The organism is Devosia sp., assembly GCF_017744655.1.
In the GTDB taxonomy this organism is placed as follows: Bacteria; Pseudomonadota; Alphaproteobacteria; order Rhizobiales; family Devosiaceae; genus Devosia.
The window spans coordinates 884,171-899,428 of the sequence record NZ_JAGIAW010000001.1 but is presented as its reverse complement, the minus strand read 5'-3'; the positions used below and the strand labels follow the sequence as shown (position 1 = coordinate 899,428).

At 61.3% G+C, this 15,258-nt stretch carries 12 protein-coding genes; 8 read left to right on the top strand and 4 right to left on the bottom strand.

The annotated features are described in order from the left end of the window. The first annotated feature begins 28 nt into the window (after positions 1-28). Genes dusB through ntrC form a run of 3 tightly spaced genes read left to right on the top strand, consistent with a single transcriptional unit; the run spans position 29 to position 3,599 of the window. Positions 29-1,030: a tRNA dihydrouridine synthase DusB gene (gene dusB, locus J7557_RS04465; RefSeq protein ID WP_291417697.1), complete on the top strand. Its 1,002-nt coding sequence runs from the start codon at positions 29-31 to the stop codon at positions 1,028-1,030. Then, complete coding sequence (locus tag J7557_RS04460; RefSeq protein ID WP_291417695.1) at positions 1,027-2,157, top strand: ATP-binding protein; 1,131 nt, start codon at positions 1,027-1,029, stop codon at positions 2,155-2,157. The genes dusB and J7557_RS04460 overlap by 4 nt, the downstream gene beginning before the upstream one ends. Next, complete coding sequence (gene ntrC, locus J7557_RS04455) at positions 2,154-3,599, top strand: nitrogen regulation protein NR(I) (protein WP_291417693.1); 1,446 nt, start codon at positions 2,154-2,156, stop codon at positions 3,597-3,599. Before J7557_RS04460 ends, ntrC begins: the two co-directional genes overlap by 4 nt. Here the strand turns inward: ntrC and J7557_RS04450 are convergent. Beyond that, positions 3,596-4,495: a DMT family transporter gene (locus tag J7557_RS04450; RefSeq protein WP_291417691.1), complete on the bottom strand. Its 900-nt coding sequence runs from the start codon at positions 4,493-4,495 to the stop codon at positions 3,596-3,598. The genes ntrC and J7557_RS04450 overlap by 4 nt on opposite strands. Before the next feature lie 228 nt (positions 4,496-4,723). Between J7557_RS04450 and J7557_RS04445 the strand changes: the two genes are divergently transcribed. From J7557_RS04445 to hflX, 4 genes are all read left to right on the top strand, one after another. Further along, the gene (locus J7557_RS04445) at positions 4,724-7,054 is read left to right on the top strand and encodes a PAS domain-containing sensor histidine kinase (protein WP_291417689.1); all 2,331 of its coding nucleotides are present in this window, start codon (positions 4,724-4,726) and stop codon (positions 7,052-7,054) included. Beyond that, positions 7,055-8,437 carry a sigma-54 dependent transcriptional regulator gene (locus J7557_RS04440; RefSeq protein ID WP_035078723.1) on the top strand — a complete coding sequence of 461 codons (1,383 nt, stop codon included), beginning with the start codon at positions 7,055-7,057 and terminating at the stop codon, positions 8,435-8,437. It abuts the gene before it with no gap. A gap of 183 nt (positions 8,438-8,620) precedes the next feature. Beyond that, complete coding sequence (gene hfq, locus J7557_RS04435; RefSeq protein ID WP_035078721.1) at positions 8,621-8,872, top strand: RNA chaperone Hfq; 252 nt, start codon at positions 8,621-8,623, stop codon at positions 8,870-8,872. Positions 8,873-8,880: 8 nt separating this feature from the next. Further along, positions 8,881-10,248, top strand: a complete 1,368-nt coding sequence (hflX, locus tag J7557_RS04430) for a GTPase HflX (protein ID WP_291417686.1) — start codon at positions 8,881-8,883, stop codon at positions 10,246-10,248. Positions 10,249-10,251: 3 nt separating this feature from the next. Here hflX and mazG read toward each other — a convergent pair whose 3' ends face one another. Continuing rightward, complete coding sequence (mazG, locus tag J7557_RS04425) at positions 10,252-11,064, bottom strand: nucleoside triphosphate pyrophosphohydrolase (RefSeq protein ID WP_291417684.1); 813 nt, start codon at positions 11,062-11,064, stop codon at positions 10,252-10,254. Positions 11,065-11,326: 262 nt separating this feature from the next. Between mazG and J7557_RS04420 the strand changes: the two genes are divergently transcribed. Next, positions 11,327-12,550 (top strand): MFS transporter, encoded by a 1,224-nt coding sequence (locus tag J7557_RS04420; protein ID WP_291417682.1) that lies wholly within the window; start codon positions 11,327-11,329, stop codon positions 12,548-12,550. Positions 12,551-12,558: 8 nt separating this feature from the next. Here the strand turns inward: J7557_RS04420 and J7557_RS04415 are convergent, their stop codons facing one another. Together J7557_RS04415 and J7557_RS04410 are read right to left on the bottom strand one after the other, a co-directional pair. Beyond that, entirely contained in the window at positions 12,559-13,905 is a 1,347-nt protein-coding gene (locus J7557_RS04415) for an MFS transporter (RefSeq protein WP_291417681.1), read from the bottom strand. Positions 13,906-14,141: 236 nt separating this feature from the next. After that, positions 14,142-15,230, bottom strand: coding sequence for an ABC transporter ATP-binding protein (locus tag J7557_RS04410; protein WP_291417680.1), 1,089 nt, complete (start codon positions 15,228-15,230; stop codon positions 14,142-14,144). Positions 15,231-15,258: the final 28 nt, after the last annotated feature.

The window sequence follows — 15,258 nt, the reverse complement described above, 5'->3', positions numbered from 1 at the left end:
TATAAATTGACCATTTCTGGGGCAGTCGTTGTCGGGTAATGCCTTTACATTGAGCATTGGCGGGCATGCTGTCCGCAACCGCGCCTTCCTTGCCCCCATGGCCGGAATCACCGACCGCCCCTTCCGCGAGATTGCGGAGCGCCATGGAGCAGGCATGGTCGTGTCCGAAATGATCGCCAGCGCTGCGCTTGGGACCGGCCATGCCGATATGGTGCGAAAGCTGCGCCGCGCTGGCGACCTTCCGCACATGGTGCAATTGGCCGGCTGCGAAGCCGGCTGGATGGCCGAAGGCGCTCGCATTGCCGAAGGGGCAGGGGCGGATATCGTCGACATCAATTTTGGTTGCCCGGCCAAGCGCGTGACCAATGGCTATGCCGGATCGGCGCTGATGCGCGTGCCGGACCAGGCGCTTGCGATTGTCGAGGCGGTCGTTGGCGCCACCAATCTACCGGTCACCGTGAAAATGCGGCTCGGTTGGGACGACGATAGCCTCAATGCGCCGCAGATTGCGCGTATGGCGGTCGATGCCGGGGCGCAGATGATCACGGTGCATGGCCGGACTCGGCAGCAGTTCTACAAGGGCGCTGCCCGCTGGGAACTGGTGCGTGCGGTCGTGGAGGCTGTGCCGGTGCCTGTCGTGGTCAATGGTGACATTCTGGATGCCGAAAGCGCCCAAACTGCCCTGGAGCAGTCTGGTGCCGCCGCAGTGATGCTCGGACGCGGAGCGCAGGGACGCCCGTGGCGCGTTGGGCAGATCGGCGCGACCCTGGCAGGCGAAACGCCGCAGGATGCGCCGCAGGCCGCCGAGCTGATCGCGCTGATCCAGGCCCACTACGAAGAGATGCTCGTGGAATACGGCACCGAAGTCGGCTCCCGCGCGGCGCGAAAACATCTCGACTGGTATGCCGAGGCGGCCAATCTCGAACTCGACAAGCCGACCCGCACGGCCCTTCTCAACAATGACCAACCGGCCGAGGTCATCGACCTGATCGGCCGGGTATTTTCGCCTGAATGGAGAGTGGCCGCATGAGTGCTGCCATATCGGCCCCCGATACACTGCCGTCCCGCTCGGTTTTGCAGGCCCTGCCGCAGCCGATCATCGTGCTCGACGAGCAGCACAAGATCCAGTTCGTGAACTATGCGGCCGAGGCCTTTTTCGGAGCTTCGCTGAGCGTGCTCACACGGCAGAAGCTGGATGATCTGATTGCCTTCGGTTCGCCAATCATTTCTCTGGTCGAGACCGTCGTGCAGCGCCGGGCGCCGATGACGGAGTATCGTGTGCGCATTGGCTCCTCCCGCTTTGGCGATGAACGCATTGCCGACGTCTTTGCAAGCCCGCTGTCGGATGTCGATGGTCGTGTCGCCCTGCTGATCCAGGAACGCACCATGGCCGACAAGATCGACCGGCAGATGGTGTCGCGCGGCGCGGCGCGCTCGGTGACCGGCCTGGCGGCCATGCTGGCACATGAGATCAAGAATCCGCTCTCGGGCATTCGTGGCGCGGCCCAGCTGCTGGAGCAGACGGTTTCGAGCGACGAGGTCCCGTTGGCGCGGTTGATCCGTGAGGAGACAGACCGCATTGTGGGACTGATCGACCGCGTGGAGGTGTTTGGTGACGAGCGCCCGATGGAACGCGAGCCGATCAACATTCACGTCGTGCTCGACCGGGTAAAACTGCTGGCGCGCAATGGCGTGGCGCGCGGTATTACCTTCTTCGAAGAATACGATCCCTCGCTGCCGCCGGTCTTCGGCAATCGCGATCAGCTCATTCAGGTCTTCCTAAATCTCGTTAAGAATGCGGCAGAAGCGCTTGAAAGAACTCAGAAACCGGAAATTCGACTGTCGACGGCCTTCCGTCCGGGTATCCGCATCAGCGTAGCCGGTGTCGCCGAGCGCATTTCGCTGCCGCTCGAGATCGTCATTGAGGACAATGGTCCTGGCGTGTCGCCTGACACCCTGCCGTTCCTTTTCGATCCCTTCGTGACCACCAAGACCAATGGCTCGGGCCTGGGCCTGGCGCTCGTGGCAAAGATCGTGGGCGATCATGGCGGAGTGATTGACTGCGACAGCCGTCCGGGCCGGACGCGCTTCCGCATTCTGCTACCGGTTGCCAGCGGCGCCTTCCAACAAAGTTCGTATGAGGTATCGACGAAATGAGCCATGTCGTTTTGCTCGCTGACGACGATGCCGCCATCCGCATGGTGCTCAACCAGGCGCTGACCCGCGCGGGCTATGAAGTGCGCCCGACCGGCAATATCTCGACCATGTGGAACTGGGTGAGCCGCGGCGAGGGCGATGTGCTGATCACCGACGTCGCCATGCCCGATGGCAATGCCTTCGAGGTGATGCCAAAAATCAAGAAGCTGCGCCCCGATCTGCCCATGATCGTGATGTCGGCGCAGAACACCTTCATGACGGCGATCCGGGCTTCGGAAGTCGGCGCCTATGAGTATCTGCCAAAGCCGTTCGATATCACCGAAGTGCTTTCCGTGGTTTCGCGCGCCCTGGCCGACGCCAAGAAGCCGGCCAGTGCCGAGCGCAAGGTCGAGGAAGCGGGCGACACCATGCCGCTCGTCGGCCGTTCGGCGGCGATGCAGGACATTTATCGCGCGCTGGCGCGCCTGATGCAGACGGATCTTACGGTGATGATCACCGGCGAGAGCGGCACCGGCAAGGAACTGGTGGCGCGGGCGCTCCACGATTTTGGTAAGCGCCGCAATGGGCCATTCGTTGCGATCAACATGGCCGCCATTCCCCGCGACCTCATAGAAGCCGAGCTTTTCGGTCATGAGAAGGGCGCCTTTACCGGGGCCAATACCCGTTCGTCCGGCCGCTTCGAGCAGGCCGAGGGTGGCACGCTGTTCCTCGACGAAATCGGCGATATGCCGATGGACGCCCAGACGCGCCTGCTGCGCGTATTGCAGGAAGGCGAATACACGATGGTTGGTGGCCGCAATGCCATCAAGACCAATGTCCGCATCGTTGCCGCCACGCACCGCGATCTCAGCCAGATGATCCGGCAGGGGCTGTTCCGCGAAGACCTTTACTACCGCCTCAACGTTGTGCCGATCCGCCTGCCGCCGCTGCGCGAGCGCATCGATGATATTTCGGACCTTGTGCAGCATTTCTTGCGTGCTGCGGAACGCGAGGGCGAGGCGCCCAAGACGCTGTCTTCCGACGCTATCCGGTTGATGCAGAACTATTCCTGGCCCGGGAATATTCGCGAGCTGGAAAACCTCGTCCGTCGCCTGTCGGCGCTCTATGCCGACGAAAGCATTTCGGCCGAGATCGTGCAGAACGAACTCAATATCGCCGACCGCCCCACCGTCACGGCCGCCACCGGCCCGGTAGATGTTTCAACGGCCGTCGAAAGCCATGTTGGGCAGCTCTTGCGCGAATATGAGCCGAACTTGCCACCCGCAGGGCTCTATCAGCGCGTGATCGACCGAGTTGAAGCTCCGCTGATCGCCATGGCGCTCAATGCCTGCGGCGGTAACCAGATCAAGGCGGCCGACCTTCTCGGGCTGAACCGCAATACGCTGCGCAAGAAGATCCGGACGCACTCGATCGAGATCGTCAAGCACAGCCGGCGCAACTAGCGCCGCATCTGATTGCGGCGGGTGCGGTGCTCTGTCCAGGCAAGCATCAGCCCCGCGGCGATGACCAGCGCAGCACCGGTATAGACCGAGGGTAGGGGCGTTTCGCCCCAAAAGAGAAAGCCGAAGACGAAGGCCCAAATGAGGGCGCCATACTCGACCGTGCCGAGAACACTGGCGGGGACGAGCTTGGCGGCCTCGACCAGGATGAACTGGGCCCCGCCGCCGATGATGCCCGCGGCGACGATGAACAGCAATTCCTGCCAGCCCATGCCCTGCCAGAACGGAATGCTGACGACGCCCATGACGAGAGCATGAATGAGGTTCTGGGCAAAGACCTGCACAAGTGCGCTGTCGGATTTTGAAATGGTCCGCATCAGGATCATGGCGATGGCCCAGCTCAAGGCTGCCAGAAGCACCATGATGACGGGCAGGCTCAGTGTGAAACCGCCGGGATTGGCCGCCACGATAACGCCAAAAAAGCCGATCGATGCCGCACCGACCCGCGCGAGCGTCAGGCGCTCCTTGAGAAAGATGGCGGCGAGAACTGTGGTGAGCACCGGCGCGAAGTAATAGAGCGTCGTCATCTCGGCCAGTTGCAGGTCGCGGCCGGCGCTGTAGTACATCACCCAGGCGGCGAGTGTGAGCAGGCCCCGGCCCAGGATCATGCCGCGATTGGACGACGCCCAGAGTTTTCCGAACAGAAAGCTGCGGCCGATGATCATGCACAGCAAGACGATGATCACGCCGCGCACGAACAAAATCTGGGCGGCCGGCAGCGCATGGATGATGCCCTTGATAAAGGCGTCGTGCACGGCGAACAGCGTATAGGCGAGAATGCCCATGGCCATGCCCTTGAGGCTGGCAGTGTCGGTACTGGTCAGGGACGGCGTGGTCACGGGAGGCTCGCGGGGCGATTTCGGCCCTCTTTGCCCGTGCCCGATGCCATTGTCCAGTGACGAACTTTGCCCCCCGCGGGGGTGCACTGTCACATTTCGGCAACAATTATCTTGAAGGGTCCGGCGAATTGGGTCAGGCTTTGCGGCCTAAAGCAGCAATTGCGTTCAATTTGCGTTACGCAGTGGTGCCTTTGCTGGAACAGAAAGCCGGAGCATACCGAGTATTGCATGACTGAGGCGGTTAGCCGAGACATCGACGCCCCCGCCAAACCCATGGCGAGGACGAGTGTAGGACGTTCGCTGTTCTCCGCCGAGGGGAATGGTCCCTTGCGCGTGCTCGGCTTCCTGGTCGTGTTTGCTTCCGTTCTGCTGTCCTCCGTGTCGTTCCTCATCCTTTCCGGCACAACCAATATCGAGCCTTCGGCCGAAATATGGACGGTGATCTGGGTCGCTACCGGTATTCTGGTGCTGCTGGTTTTAGCGCTGGTGGTGACCGAGGCGGTGCTGCTCGTTCAGGCGCGGATCCAGCGCGTGCCCGGTTCGGCGCTGCAGATGCGCATGGTGGCGATGTTTGCGCTGGTTGCTGGCATCCCGGCTGTTCTCGTGGCCATCGTCGCGACGATTGCACTTAACCAGGGCCTCGACCAGTGGTTCTCCGAGCGCACCCGCGCCATGGTGGAAAGCAGTCGGCTTGTGGCGCGATCCTATATGCTGGAGCATGCTCAGGTTCTGCGCGACGATATCATCTGGGTTGCGACCGAGCTTGAGCAATCGCACGCGACCTATATCGACGATCCCTCGCGCTTCGAGCGTATTCTAACGGCGCTGGCTGTAACGCGTTCGCTGCCCTTCACCGCGCTGATCGATGGCGGGGGGAATATGTTGCAGCGGGCCCAGATCAACGTTGCCGGTGGCTATCCACGCCTCCCCGAAGGCATCACTCAGGGCGTCGTCGAAGGCATTCCCACGGCGATTTCGCCCGGCAGCACCAACCTCGTGGGTTCCGTCATCAAGCTGCGCGGCTATGATGACGTCTTCCTCTTCGTGGCGCGTCCCGTGGATGCGGAAGTACTTCAATACATGCGTCTAACTGACGATAATATCACGGAATATCGTCAGTACGCATCCAATCGCCTGGTCTTCCAGATCACCTTTACCATCATGTATGTCGGTCTGGTGGTCGTGCTGCTGCTCGCGGCGCTGTGGATCGGTATTGCGCTCGCCAACCGCTTCGTGGACCCGATCCGAAATCTCATGATCGCCTCGCGTCGGGTCAGCGGCGGCGACCTCGATGTGCGGGTGCCGGTACAGGCTGGACGAGGCGACTTCCGCGATCTCTCCAACGGCTTCAACCGCATGACCGAGCAGCTCAAGACGCAGCGCGAAGAGCTGCTCATGGCCAACGAAGTCAACGAGAAGCGCCGGCAGTTCACCGAGGCCGTGGTGGAAGGCGTGTCGGCCGGCATCGTGGGTCTAGATCCCTTTGGCGCCGTGACGCTGGTCAATGCGCGCGCCTGCCAGATGCTCGGGAAAACCGAGGTCGAGATGATGGGCGAGCCTATGGAAGAAATTCTTCCCGAGATCGCCCCGACCATCGAGAAGGCGCGCTCCGCCCGGCGGGGGCAGGTGCGCGACCAGATCCAATTGGGTAATGAGACCAACCGGCGCATCTACCAGATTCAGCTCACCCGCGAAGGTTCGATCACCGAGTCCAAGGGCTATGTGCTGACTTTTGACGACATCACCGATCTCGAATCCGCCCAGCGCACCAGCGCCTGGGCTGACGTGGCGCGCCGCATTGCCCACGAAATCAAGAACCCGCTGACCCCGATCCAGCTTTCGGCCGAGCGTCTGCGCCGCCGCTATGGCGCCAAGCTCGAAGACGATCGCGATGTTTTCGACAAGTGCATCAATACGATCGTGCGCCAGGTGGGCGATATCGGTCGGATGGTCGACGAGTTTTCTGCCTTCGCCCGCATGCCGGAAGCCGCGCCCGAGCGTGCTGATCTGTCAGATACCATCCGCCAAGCTGTTTTTCTCGAGAGTGTACGCCTGCCGGAAGTTGCCATTGCCACAGAATTGCCCGATGAAGCGATCTATGCCTGGTTCGACACGCGGTTGGTATCGCAGTCCCTCACCAACCTGATCAAGAATGCCGTCGAGGCATTCGAGGGGTTGGACGTGGGCTCGGATTGGCAGCCGGGCATCAAGGTCGAAGCGCATTACGAGGGCAATCATGCCCGTGTGTCGGTTTCCGACAACGGCAAGGGATGGCCCAAGGAGAACCGGCAGCGGCTGCTCGAGCCCTATATGACGACACGAGAAAAGGGGACCGGACTGGGTCTCGCCATTGTTGCCAGAATTATCGAGCAACACGGCGGCATCGTGGAACTGGTCGACGCCGAACCCGACGAACAGGGCAGGGTGGGTGCCTGCGTGACCTTCACGCTCCCCCTGCGCGCCCCGCAAAAGACAAATGAAAAGGACGATTCGGTCCAGGTCGAGCCCGAATTGCCCCAAGAGGAGGAGTCGCTGGTGCCAGCGATTGTCCAGAAGTAGATGGCTCTAGATATTCTCATCATCGACGACGAAGACGACATCCGCGATCTCATTGCCGGCATCCTCGAGGATGAAGGTTTTGAGACGCGCCAGGCGCATGACGCCGATAGCGGCCTCAATGAAATCGCCCGCCGACGGCCGAGTCTGGTCTTCCTCGATATCTGGATGCAGGGTTCACGCCTCGACGGCTTGCAGCTTCTGGACGTATTCCAGAGCCAGCATCCGGACATGCCGGTGGTGATGATCTCGGGTCACGGCAATGTCGAAACCGCCGTCTCTGCCATTCGCCGCGGCGCCTATGACTATATCGAAAAGCCCTTCAAGATCGACCGGCTGCTGCATGTCACCCAGCGGGCCATGGAAGCGACGCGCCTCCGCAATGAGGTGGCGGAACTCAAGGAGCGCTCGGCGTCCAAGAGCGCCGATATGGTGGGCACCTCGCCCTCGCTTCAGCAGGTGCGGGGGCTCATCGACAAATCGGCGCCAACCAATTCGCGCATCTTCATCGCCGGTCCTTCGGGTGCCGGCAAGGGTCTTGTGGCACGCCTGATCCATCAGCGCAGCCCGCGCAATGACGCGCCCTTTGTCGAGATCAACGCCTCGCTCTATGCGCCTGATGAAGTTTCAGTGGTGCTCTTTGGGCGGGAAGGGCGCGACAAGTCCGGCCTGTTGCAGGTCGAAGTCGGCGCGCTCGAACGCGCCCATGGCGGCACGCTCTATCTCTCCGAAGTCACGACGCTGCCCGCCCAGGTGCAGACCGCCTTGCTGCGCACGCTGGTCGAGAATCGCTTCAACCGCGTGGGCGGCGCGCAGGCCGTGCCCATCGATGTGCGCATCATCTCATCGAGCTCGCAGAATGTTTCGGGGCTGACCGAAACCGGTGAATTCCGCTCGGACCTTTTCCACCGTCTCGCCATCGTGCCGGTGCAATTGGTGCCGCTCAAGGAGCGTCGCGAGGATATCCCGCCGCTGGTGAGCGTCTTCATCGAACAAATCTGCCGCATGCACAATCTGCAGCGCATGGCCATCGGTGACGATGCAATCGCCGTGCTTCAGGCACAGGATTGGCCGGGCAATGCGCGGCAATTGCGCAATTCCATCGAACGCCTTCTTATTCTCATGAAGGATCAGCAGCCCGAGGATGGGGTCATTACGGCCAGCATGTTGCCGTCCGACATCGGCGAAGTGCTGCCCACCGTGGGCGATACCGATGCCTCGGCGCACCTGATGAGCCTGCCGCTGCGCGATGCCCGCGAAGTCTTTGAAAGGCAATATCTTTTGGCTCAGATCGAACGATTTGGCGGCAATATTTCGAAGACGGCCGAGTTCGTCGGCATGGAGCGAAGCGCATTGCATCGCAAGATCAAATCGCTTGGACTTTAGTACAGCACTGAAAATGGCAGTGTGCCATGCATTTGCCGCGGGTAGGCAGCGCAGCCGATTTGTGGCATAGTTGATAATGTATGATAATTCCGGGAGAAGGGGACTGGGCGGCAGTCTTCAAAAATCCGGACGCAAGCGATTGCGACAAAACAGCGACAATAAATGCCGCGACAAGAGGCCTGAATGCCCAGTGAGAAGCAGCAAAATCTGCAAGACTCCTTCCTCAATCATGTTCGCAAGCAGAAGGTGCCGGTCACGATCTTTCTCGTGAATGGCGTCAAGCTGCAGGGCGTGATTACCTGGTTCGACAATTTCTGCCTGCTGCTGCGCCGTGACGCGCAGTCGCAACTGGTCTATAAGCACGCCATCTCGACGATTATGCCGGGCGCGCCGATCCAACTGTTCGATCCCGAGCAGAACAACGACCACGACTGACGGACCATATGGACGATTTTGACGACGAGGATGGCCGCCTTCCGGGCGGCCCGAAGCCCTATATCGACCGGCAGGAACAGCCGACACGAGTGGGGCTCGTCTGTCCCGATGTGCGCGGAAAGTCGTCCTATCACGGCCTCGATGCGCGTCAGGCCGAGTTTGAGGGCCTTGCCGAGGCCATTCGGCTCGACGTGATCTTTTCCGACGTCGTAAAAGTCCGCGAAATTCGGCCGGCGACCTATCTGGGCGCCGGTCACGTGGAGGCCCTTGCCGCCAAGGTGAAGGCCGAGAATATCGAACTTTTGCTGGTCGATGCGTCCTTGTCGCCGATCCAGCAGCGAAATCTCGAGCGCGAGACGCACACCAAGGTGCTCGACCGCACCGCGCTGATTCTCGAAATTTTCGGCGAACGCGCTGCGACCCGCGAAGGCGTGTTGCAGGTGGAGCTCGCCCATCTCAATTACCAGAAGGGCCGCCTCGTGCGGTCGTGGACCCACCTTGAACGCCAACGCGGCAGCGGCGGCACTGGCTTCATGGGTGGTCCGGGCGAAACCCAGATCGAAAGCGATCGTCGGCAGATCACCGACCGGATCGTGCTGCTCGAAGATCGCCTCGACAAGGTGAAGAAGACGCGAGTGCAGCAGCGTCAGCAGCGCATCCGCGCTGCTATCCCCGTGGTAGCGCTGGTTGGCTACACGAATGCCGGCAAGTCGACGCTGTTCAATCGGCTGACTGGGGCAGGGGTGTTTGCCGAAGACCTGCTCTTCGCCACCCTCGATACGACCGTCCGCAAGATCGAGCTGCCGCATGGCCGCGAAGTCATGCTCAGCGACACCGTGGGTTTCGTTGCCGACTTGCCGCACGACCTTGTCGCGGCATTCCGTGCAACGCTTGAGGAAGTCGTCGACGCCGACATCATCCTGCACGTGCGCGACGTGGCTAATCCCGATCACTCAGGCCAGGCGCAGGATGTTCTTACCGTGCTCGACGAGCTGGGCGTTTCCTCGGAAACGACGCCGATCATCGAGGTGTGGAACAAGATCGACCTGCTGGTAGAGCCCGGCGTGACGCTGGGTGGGGCGGCGCCGGCCGGCAAGGTGCTGGCGAGCATGCCGGTCTCCGCTCACACGGGGCAGGGCATCGAGGATCTGCTCAACCTCATCGAGCGTTCGCTCGGCGAGCAGAGCCGGACATATCATGTGCATGTGCCACACAGCGCCGGCGCCGATATCGGCTGGCTGCACACCAATGCCGAGGTCATTTCGCGCGACGAGCCGACCGAAAGGGGCCAGGACTACGTCGTGCGCGTTGAGCCGCGCCACAAGACGGCGTTTCTTGAACGCTTCAACGGCCGGATCGCGCTGTCCGACCTCTGAAGCCTATTTGGCTTTGTCGGCAGCGCGGATTTCGTTCCAGTAGCCATCGAGGCGATCAAGCCCGGCATCCTTGGGCTCGATACCGTCTTCGCGGCTGCGGGCCTCGACATAGTGGAAGCGTCGGGTGAACTTGGCATTGGCATCGCGCAGTGCGGCCTCGGCATCGACCCCGGCGTGGCGCGCCAGATTGGCGACGGCAAAGAGCAGATCGCCGATCTCTTCGTGGGTGGCCTGGTTGTCACCAGCCGCCTGCGCTTCGGCAACCTCGACCACTTCCTCTTGTACCTTGGCCATCACCGACGCAAAGTCAGGCCAGTCAAAACCGACCTTGGCTGCTTTCTTGGTGAGTTTTTCGGCGCGTGCCAGGGCAGGGAGCACCTGCGGCACGTCGTCGAGCACCGAAGTGACCTCGTCGCCACGCCGTGCAGCCTTGGCCGCGCGTTCCTGCGTCTTGATCGCTTCCCAATTTATCTGCGCGCCGGCGGCGCTGTCCGCCGAGATATCGCCGAAGACATGCGGATGGCGGCGGATCAGTTTTTCGGTGATGGCATAGACGACGTCGCCGATATCGAAATGGCCGGCTTCCTTGGCCATCTGCGCGTGAAAGACCGGCTGCAGCAGCAGATCGCCGAGCTCTTCCTTGAGATCGTGAAAATCCTGCCGCTCGATCGCATCGGCCACCTCATAGGCTTCCTCGATCGTGTAATGGCGGATCGTCGAAAAGTCCTGTTCGAGATCCCAGGGGCAACCACCACTGGGATCACGCAGGGCGGCCATGATTTCGATAAGGCGGGAAATGTCGCGAGAGGGCTGCATGGGCAACGTCCAGATGGGAAATTGCGCCAGTTGAGACGCCCAATTCGCCACATCCAGTTTTCGCATAATATATATTATGGAACTTTTTATGTGCGAAAGCGCGCCAAACCGGGGCTTTGGGCTGCCATGATACAAGCTGCTGGGCTCGCGTGGATAAGTTTGTGCGCCGATCCCTCGGCATTCCACGATTTTTCCTTGTGCGTGTTGAAATCCGCGCGCCTCATCCGTCGTGAAGGCATATTCCATGTGGAGGACCTTCGGAATGGAACGGCATTATGGTTGGGTCATCGTCGCCGCCGGCGCGGTGATCACCTGTCTGGCTATGGGCGCCATGTTTGCCCTGCCTGTCTATCTTCAGCCCATCGCAGACGAAACCGGTTGGACCAGGGCCGGCATTTCCGGTGCCATGACGGTCGGCTTCATCGTCATGGGCGTCGCGGGCTTTATCTGGGGCACGCTGACGGATCGCATTGGCGCTCGTCCGGTTATCTTAGTCGCGGCCGTGCTGCTTGGCCTCGGCCTTTTCATTGCCAGCCGCGCGACTGATCTGTTGATGTTCCAGATTGCCTATGGCGGTCTCATCGGCGCGTCCGGTGGCGCCTTCTTTGCCCCGCTGATCGCTACGACGCTCGGTTGGTTCGACAAGCACCGCAGCCTTGCGGTTTCGCTGGTCTCGCTCGGCGGCGGTATCGCGCCGATGACGATTACGCCGCTGGCGACTGTCCTGATCGCGAACTATGGCTGGCGCAATGCCATGATGATGACGGCTATTGCGGCCGCAGTGCTCATCATTCCGGCGGCTTTCCTGATCCGCCGCGCGCCGGCCGTGATGGCCGAGGCGCCATCTCCCGGCAGCGATGTAGCACCCGCCGAACCAACACCCACCAATATGGGTGCGATCTTCCGCACGCCGCAGTTCTTCATTCTGGCCGGTGTTTTCTTCCTTTGCTGCGCCGCCCATTCGGGACCGATCTTCCACACCGTGAGCTACGCCATGCTCTGCGGCGCTTCGGCGCTGGCGGCGGCCAGCATCTACAGCGTCGAAGGTTTTGCCGGGCTGTTCGGCCGCGTCATCTTCGGCGTTTTGGCTGACAGGATCGGCGTCAAGCGCGTTATCGTCTTCGGCCTCGCACTGCAAGCCGTTGGAATTTATAGCTATATCTACGTGAGCGAACTGCCGCATTTCTATATGCTGGCCGTGGTGCTCGGCCTCGTCTATGGCGGCGTGATGCCGCTCTATTCGGTGCTGGCGCGAGATTACTTCGGCCCCAATGTCATGGGCACCGTTCTCGGTGGTATCACCATGACGTCATCCATCGGCATGGCATTCGGACCGGTCGGCGGGGGCTGGTTGTTCGACACCTTTGGTGATTACCACTGGCTCTATGTTGCCTCGGCTGGTGTTGGTCTTGCCGGTGCGGCTCTGGCCCTGGCGTTCCCGCCCAAGACCATCAAGGAAACGCCGGCAGACGCGCTGCCGGCTTAGTTCGAGGATCAGGCGGGGCTGGCGACAGTCGCCCCGCCACCCTCATCATCATCCTTGTTGTTGGCATAAGCCGCCGACAGCTCCCTATAGTAGCGGGAGTTGAAGGCCAGAATGGTGACGAGAAGCCCGAGGAACCCTGCGACGGTGAAGACCAGGGCAATTCCGCGAGCGGGGCCGGTGCCGAACCAGGAACCGATCATCTGGGCCCCTGCCCCATCCGTCATGAACGGGATCACCACGAACTGCGTGAGCGGCCCAATCAGGAACGCGGTCAGCGGCGAGGCAGCTTGCTCGACTGATTGGGCAAAGCCGAAAACGCGGCCTTGGCGTTCGAGTGGCACCACTTTTTGCAGCGTCGTGTGCTCCGCGGCTTCGGCATAGGGCCCGAGCAGCATCCAGACGAAACAGCCCGCAGCCAAGAGCCAGATGGACGATTGCAGCGTGAAAACGCAGCAGACCGCCCAGGTGATGACATTGACCATTAGCAGCGTGCGCAGCGGGTTTTTGCCGAGGCCAGTCTTGGCAATGATGATGCCGCTGGCAATGAAGGCTGTCGACAGGACGCCGAAGAGCAGGCCCCAGACTTCGACTGAAACCAACGACAGCCCGTAGGCATCAAGCAGCGCCATGAAGATGCCACCGAGGAAATTGTTGAACGTTGCGAAGAAGATAAGCGCGAAGAGGCCCGGAACGGCGGCAATGACCGCGATAGTGCCGGCGATGTCGACGCGCTTGGGCTCGTTGGGAACGTCGGGGTCGACGGGCGCCCTGCCCTCATCGAGGCTCACGAACGACAGGTGTGCGAAGGCCAGGATGGTTGCTGCCAGCGCGAGGATCATCACGCCCAGCATGCCGGTGAAGGCGACGAGGAAGCCAGAAATCACCGAGGTCGTGAGAAAGCCGATGCCGCCCACCATGCCGACGAGACCATTGGCCTTGTCGCGGTTCTCCTCGGGAATGAGGATGGTGACGAGCGTCGGCAGTGCGATCGACCGGATATTGCCGGCGATGACCCCCAGCATCACCACGAGGATGAACAGCCAGAGATAGGGCCCATAGGGATTGCCGAAAGCGCCCTCTGGCTCAAGCAACACCGTGGCCAGGCCAGCGACGTAACAGATCCCCGAAGCCACGCTGGAACCCAGCATGACCAGCCTTTTTGAATTGTGGTCGACGATGGAGCCGAACCAGATGCCAAAGGCGGCCGTGAAAACGAGATAGATGCCGGCGATCATGCCGGTGGCGAAAACCGATTGGGTTTCGATGAAGACCCAGAAGGTCACGGCAAACCAGACGGTGAAATTCGTGACATTGGCCACGAGGTTGTTCACCAGCAGATGATGGAAGGGACGCATTGCTTAGTCCTCTTGAATTTCTGGTCATTTCGGCCGGATGGAGCAATTTCCTCCCTCTCAGCCGCGGCGGCAAGTCGGAACGGTTTAGGCCAATTCCGTGACAGGTCGTGTCAGCGGGTCGCGGAGAATATGGCCACCGACAGAATGACGACGCTTCGGATCTCGTCGTTTCGACACGGCAAAGAAAAAGGGCCCCGGCAATGCCGGAGCCCAGTCGGGAGGAAACTCTTTGCCTCTTAGCTGAGAGGCGCCAGCAGCGACTTGCCATCCTTGTCGAAGAGAATTGCCTTGGCCGGCTCGGCGGCGAGCGCCAGGCTTTCGCCGACGCGGAGCGGCTGGTCGCCTTCGAGCACGGCGAGCCAGGCGGCGCCGGACGACAGCTCAAGGTTGACGATCGTTTCGTTACCGAGGCGCTCGACAAGGCTCACGCGGCCGACGATAGCGCCATTGTTGTCGGGAACGAGGTCATGCGGGCGAATGCCGAGGGTCAGCTTGTCGCCGACCTTCGCGCCTGCCGAGGTTGCCGGAACGCGGAGACTTGCCACATCCTTGCTCGAAACCGTGACGGTGTCGCCGTCGGTTGCTTCCACAGTCACCTCGACGAAATTCATCTTCGGCGAGCCGATGAAGCCGGCAACGAAGAGATTGGTCGGACGCTGATAAAGCTCAATCGGGCTTCCGACCTGCTGCACGACGCCAGCATCGAGCACGACGATCTTGTCGGCCAGGGTCATGGCTTCGACCTGGTCGTGGGTCACGTAGATCATCGTCGCACCGAGGTCCGCATGGAGCTTGGCGATTTCCATGCGCGTATCGACACGAAGGGCGGCGTCGAGGTTGGACAGCGGCTCGTCGAATAGGAAAACCTCAGGCTTGCGCACGATTGCGCGGCCGATGGCGACGCGCTGGCGCTGGCCGCCAGAGAGCTGACCCGGCTTGCGATCGAGCAGGTGCTCCATCTTGAGAATGCGGGCAGCTTCACGGATCTTCTGGTCGCGGACGTCTTTGGGCGTCTTGGCGAGCTTCAGGCCGAAGCCGACATTGTCGTAGACCGTCATATGCGGATAGAGCGCATAGGACTGGAACACCATGGCGATGGAGCGGTCACGCGGTTCGACAGCATTGCAAAGCTTGTCGCCGATATAGAGTTCGCCGCCGGTGATGTCTTCCAGGCCCGCAATCATGCGCAGCAGTGTGGACTTGCCGCAGCCCGAGGGACCGACGAAGACGACGAACTCGCCGTCCTCGATGGAAAGGTCCACACCCTTGATGACTTCGACCTTGCCGTAGGTCTTCTGGATATTCTTGAGTTCCAAGCCAGCCATGGGTCAGATCTCCTCGCGTGAGAATGTC

What these genes read in the sequence shown, in the direction of transcription:
- J7557_RS04460 (WP_291417695.1), top strand. Translation starts at nt 1,027, where the DNA reads ATGAGTGCTGCCATATCGGCCCCCGATACACTGCCGTCCCGCTCGGTT.
- ntrC (WP_291417693.1), top strand. Translation starts at nt 2,154, where the DNA reads ATGAGCCATGTCGTTTTGCTCGCTGACGACGATGCCGCCATCCGCATG.
- J7557_RS04445 (WP_291417689.1), top strand. Translation starts at nt 4,724, where the DNA reads ATGACTGAGGCGGTTAGCCGAGACATCGACGCCCCCGCCAAACCCATG.
- J7557_RS04440 (WP_035078723.1), top strand. Translation starts at nt 7,055, where the DNA reads ATGGCTCTAGATATTCTCATCATCGACGACGAAGACGACATCCGCGAT.
- hfq (WP_035078721.1), top strand. Translation starts at nt 8,621, where the DNA reads ATGCCCAGTGAGAAGCAGCAAAATCTGCAAGACTCCTTCCTCAATCAT.
- hflX (WP_291417686.1), top strand. Translation starts at nt 8,881, where the DNA reads ATGGACGATTTTGACGACGAGGATGGCCGCCTTCCGGGCGGCCCGAAG.
- mazG (WP_291417684.1), bottom strand. Translation starts at nt 11,064, where the DNA reads ATGCAGCCCTCTCGCGACATTTCCCGCCTTATCGAAATCATGGCCGCC.
- J7557_RS04420 (WP_291417682.1), top strand. Translation starts at nt 11,327, where the DNA reads ATGGAACGGCATTATGGTTGGGTCATCGTCGCCGCCGGCGCGGTGATC.
- J7557_RS04415 (WP_291417681.1), bottom strand. Translation starts at nt 13,905, where the DNA reads ATGCGTCCCTTCCATCATCTGCTGGTGAACAACCTCGTGGCCAATGTC.
- J7557_RS04410 (WP_291417680.1), bottom strand. Translation starts at nt 15,230, where the DNA reads ATGGCTGGCTTGGAACTCAAGAATATCCAGAAGACCTACGGCAAGGTC.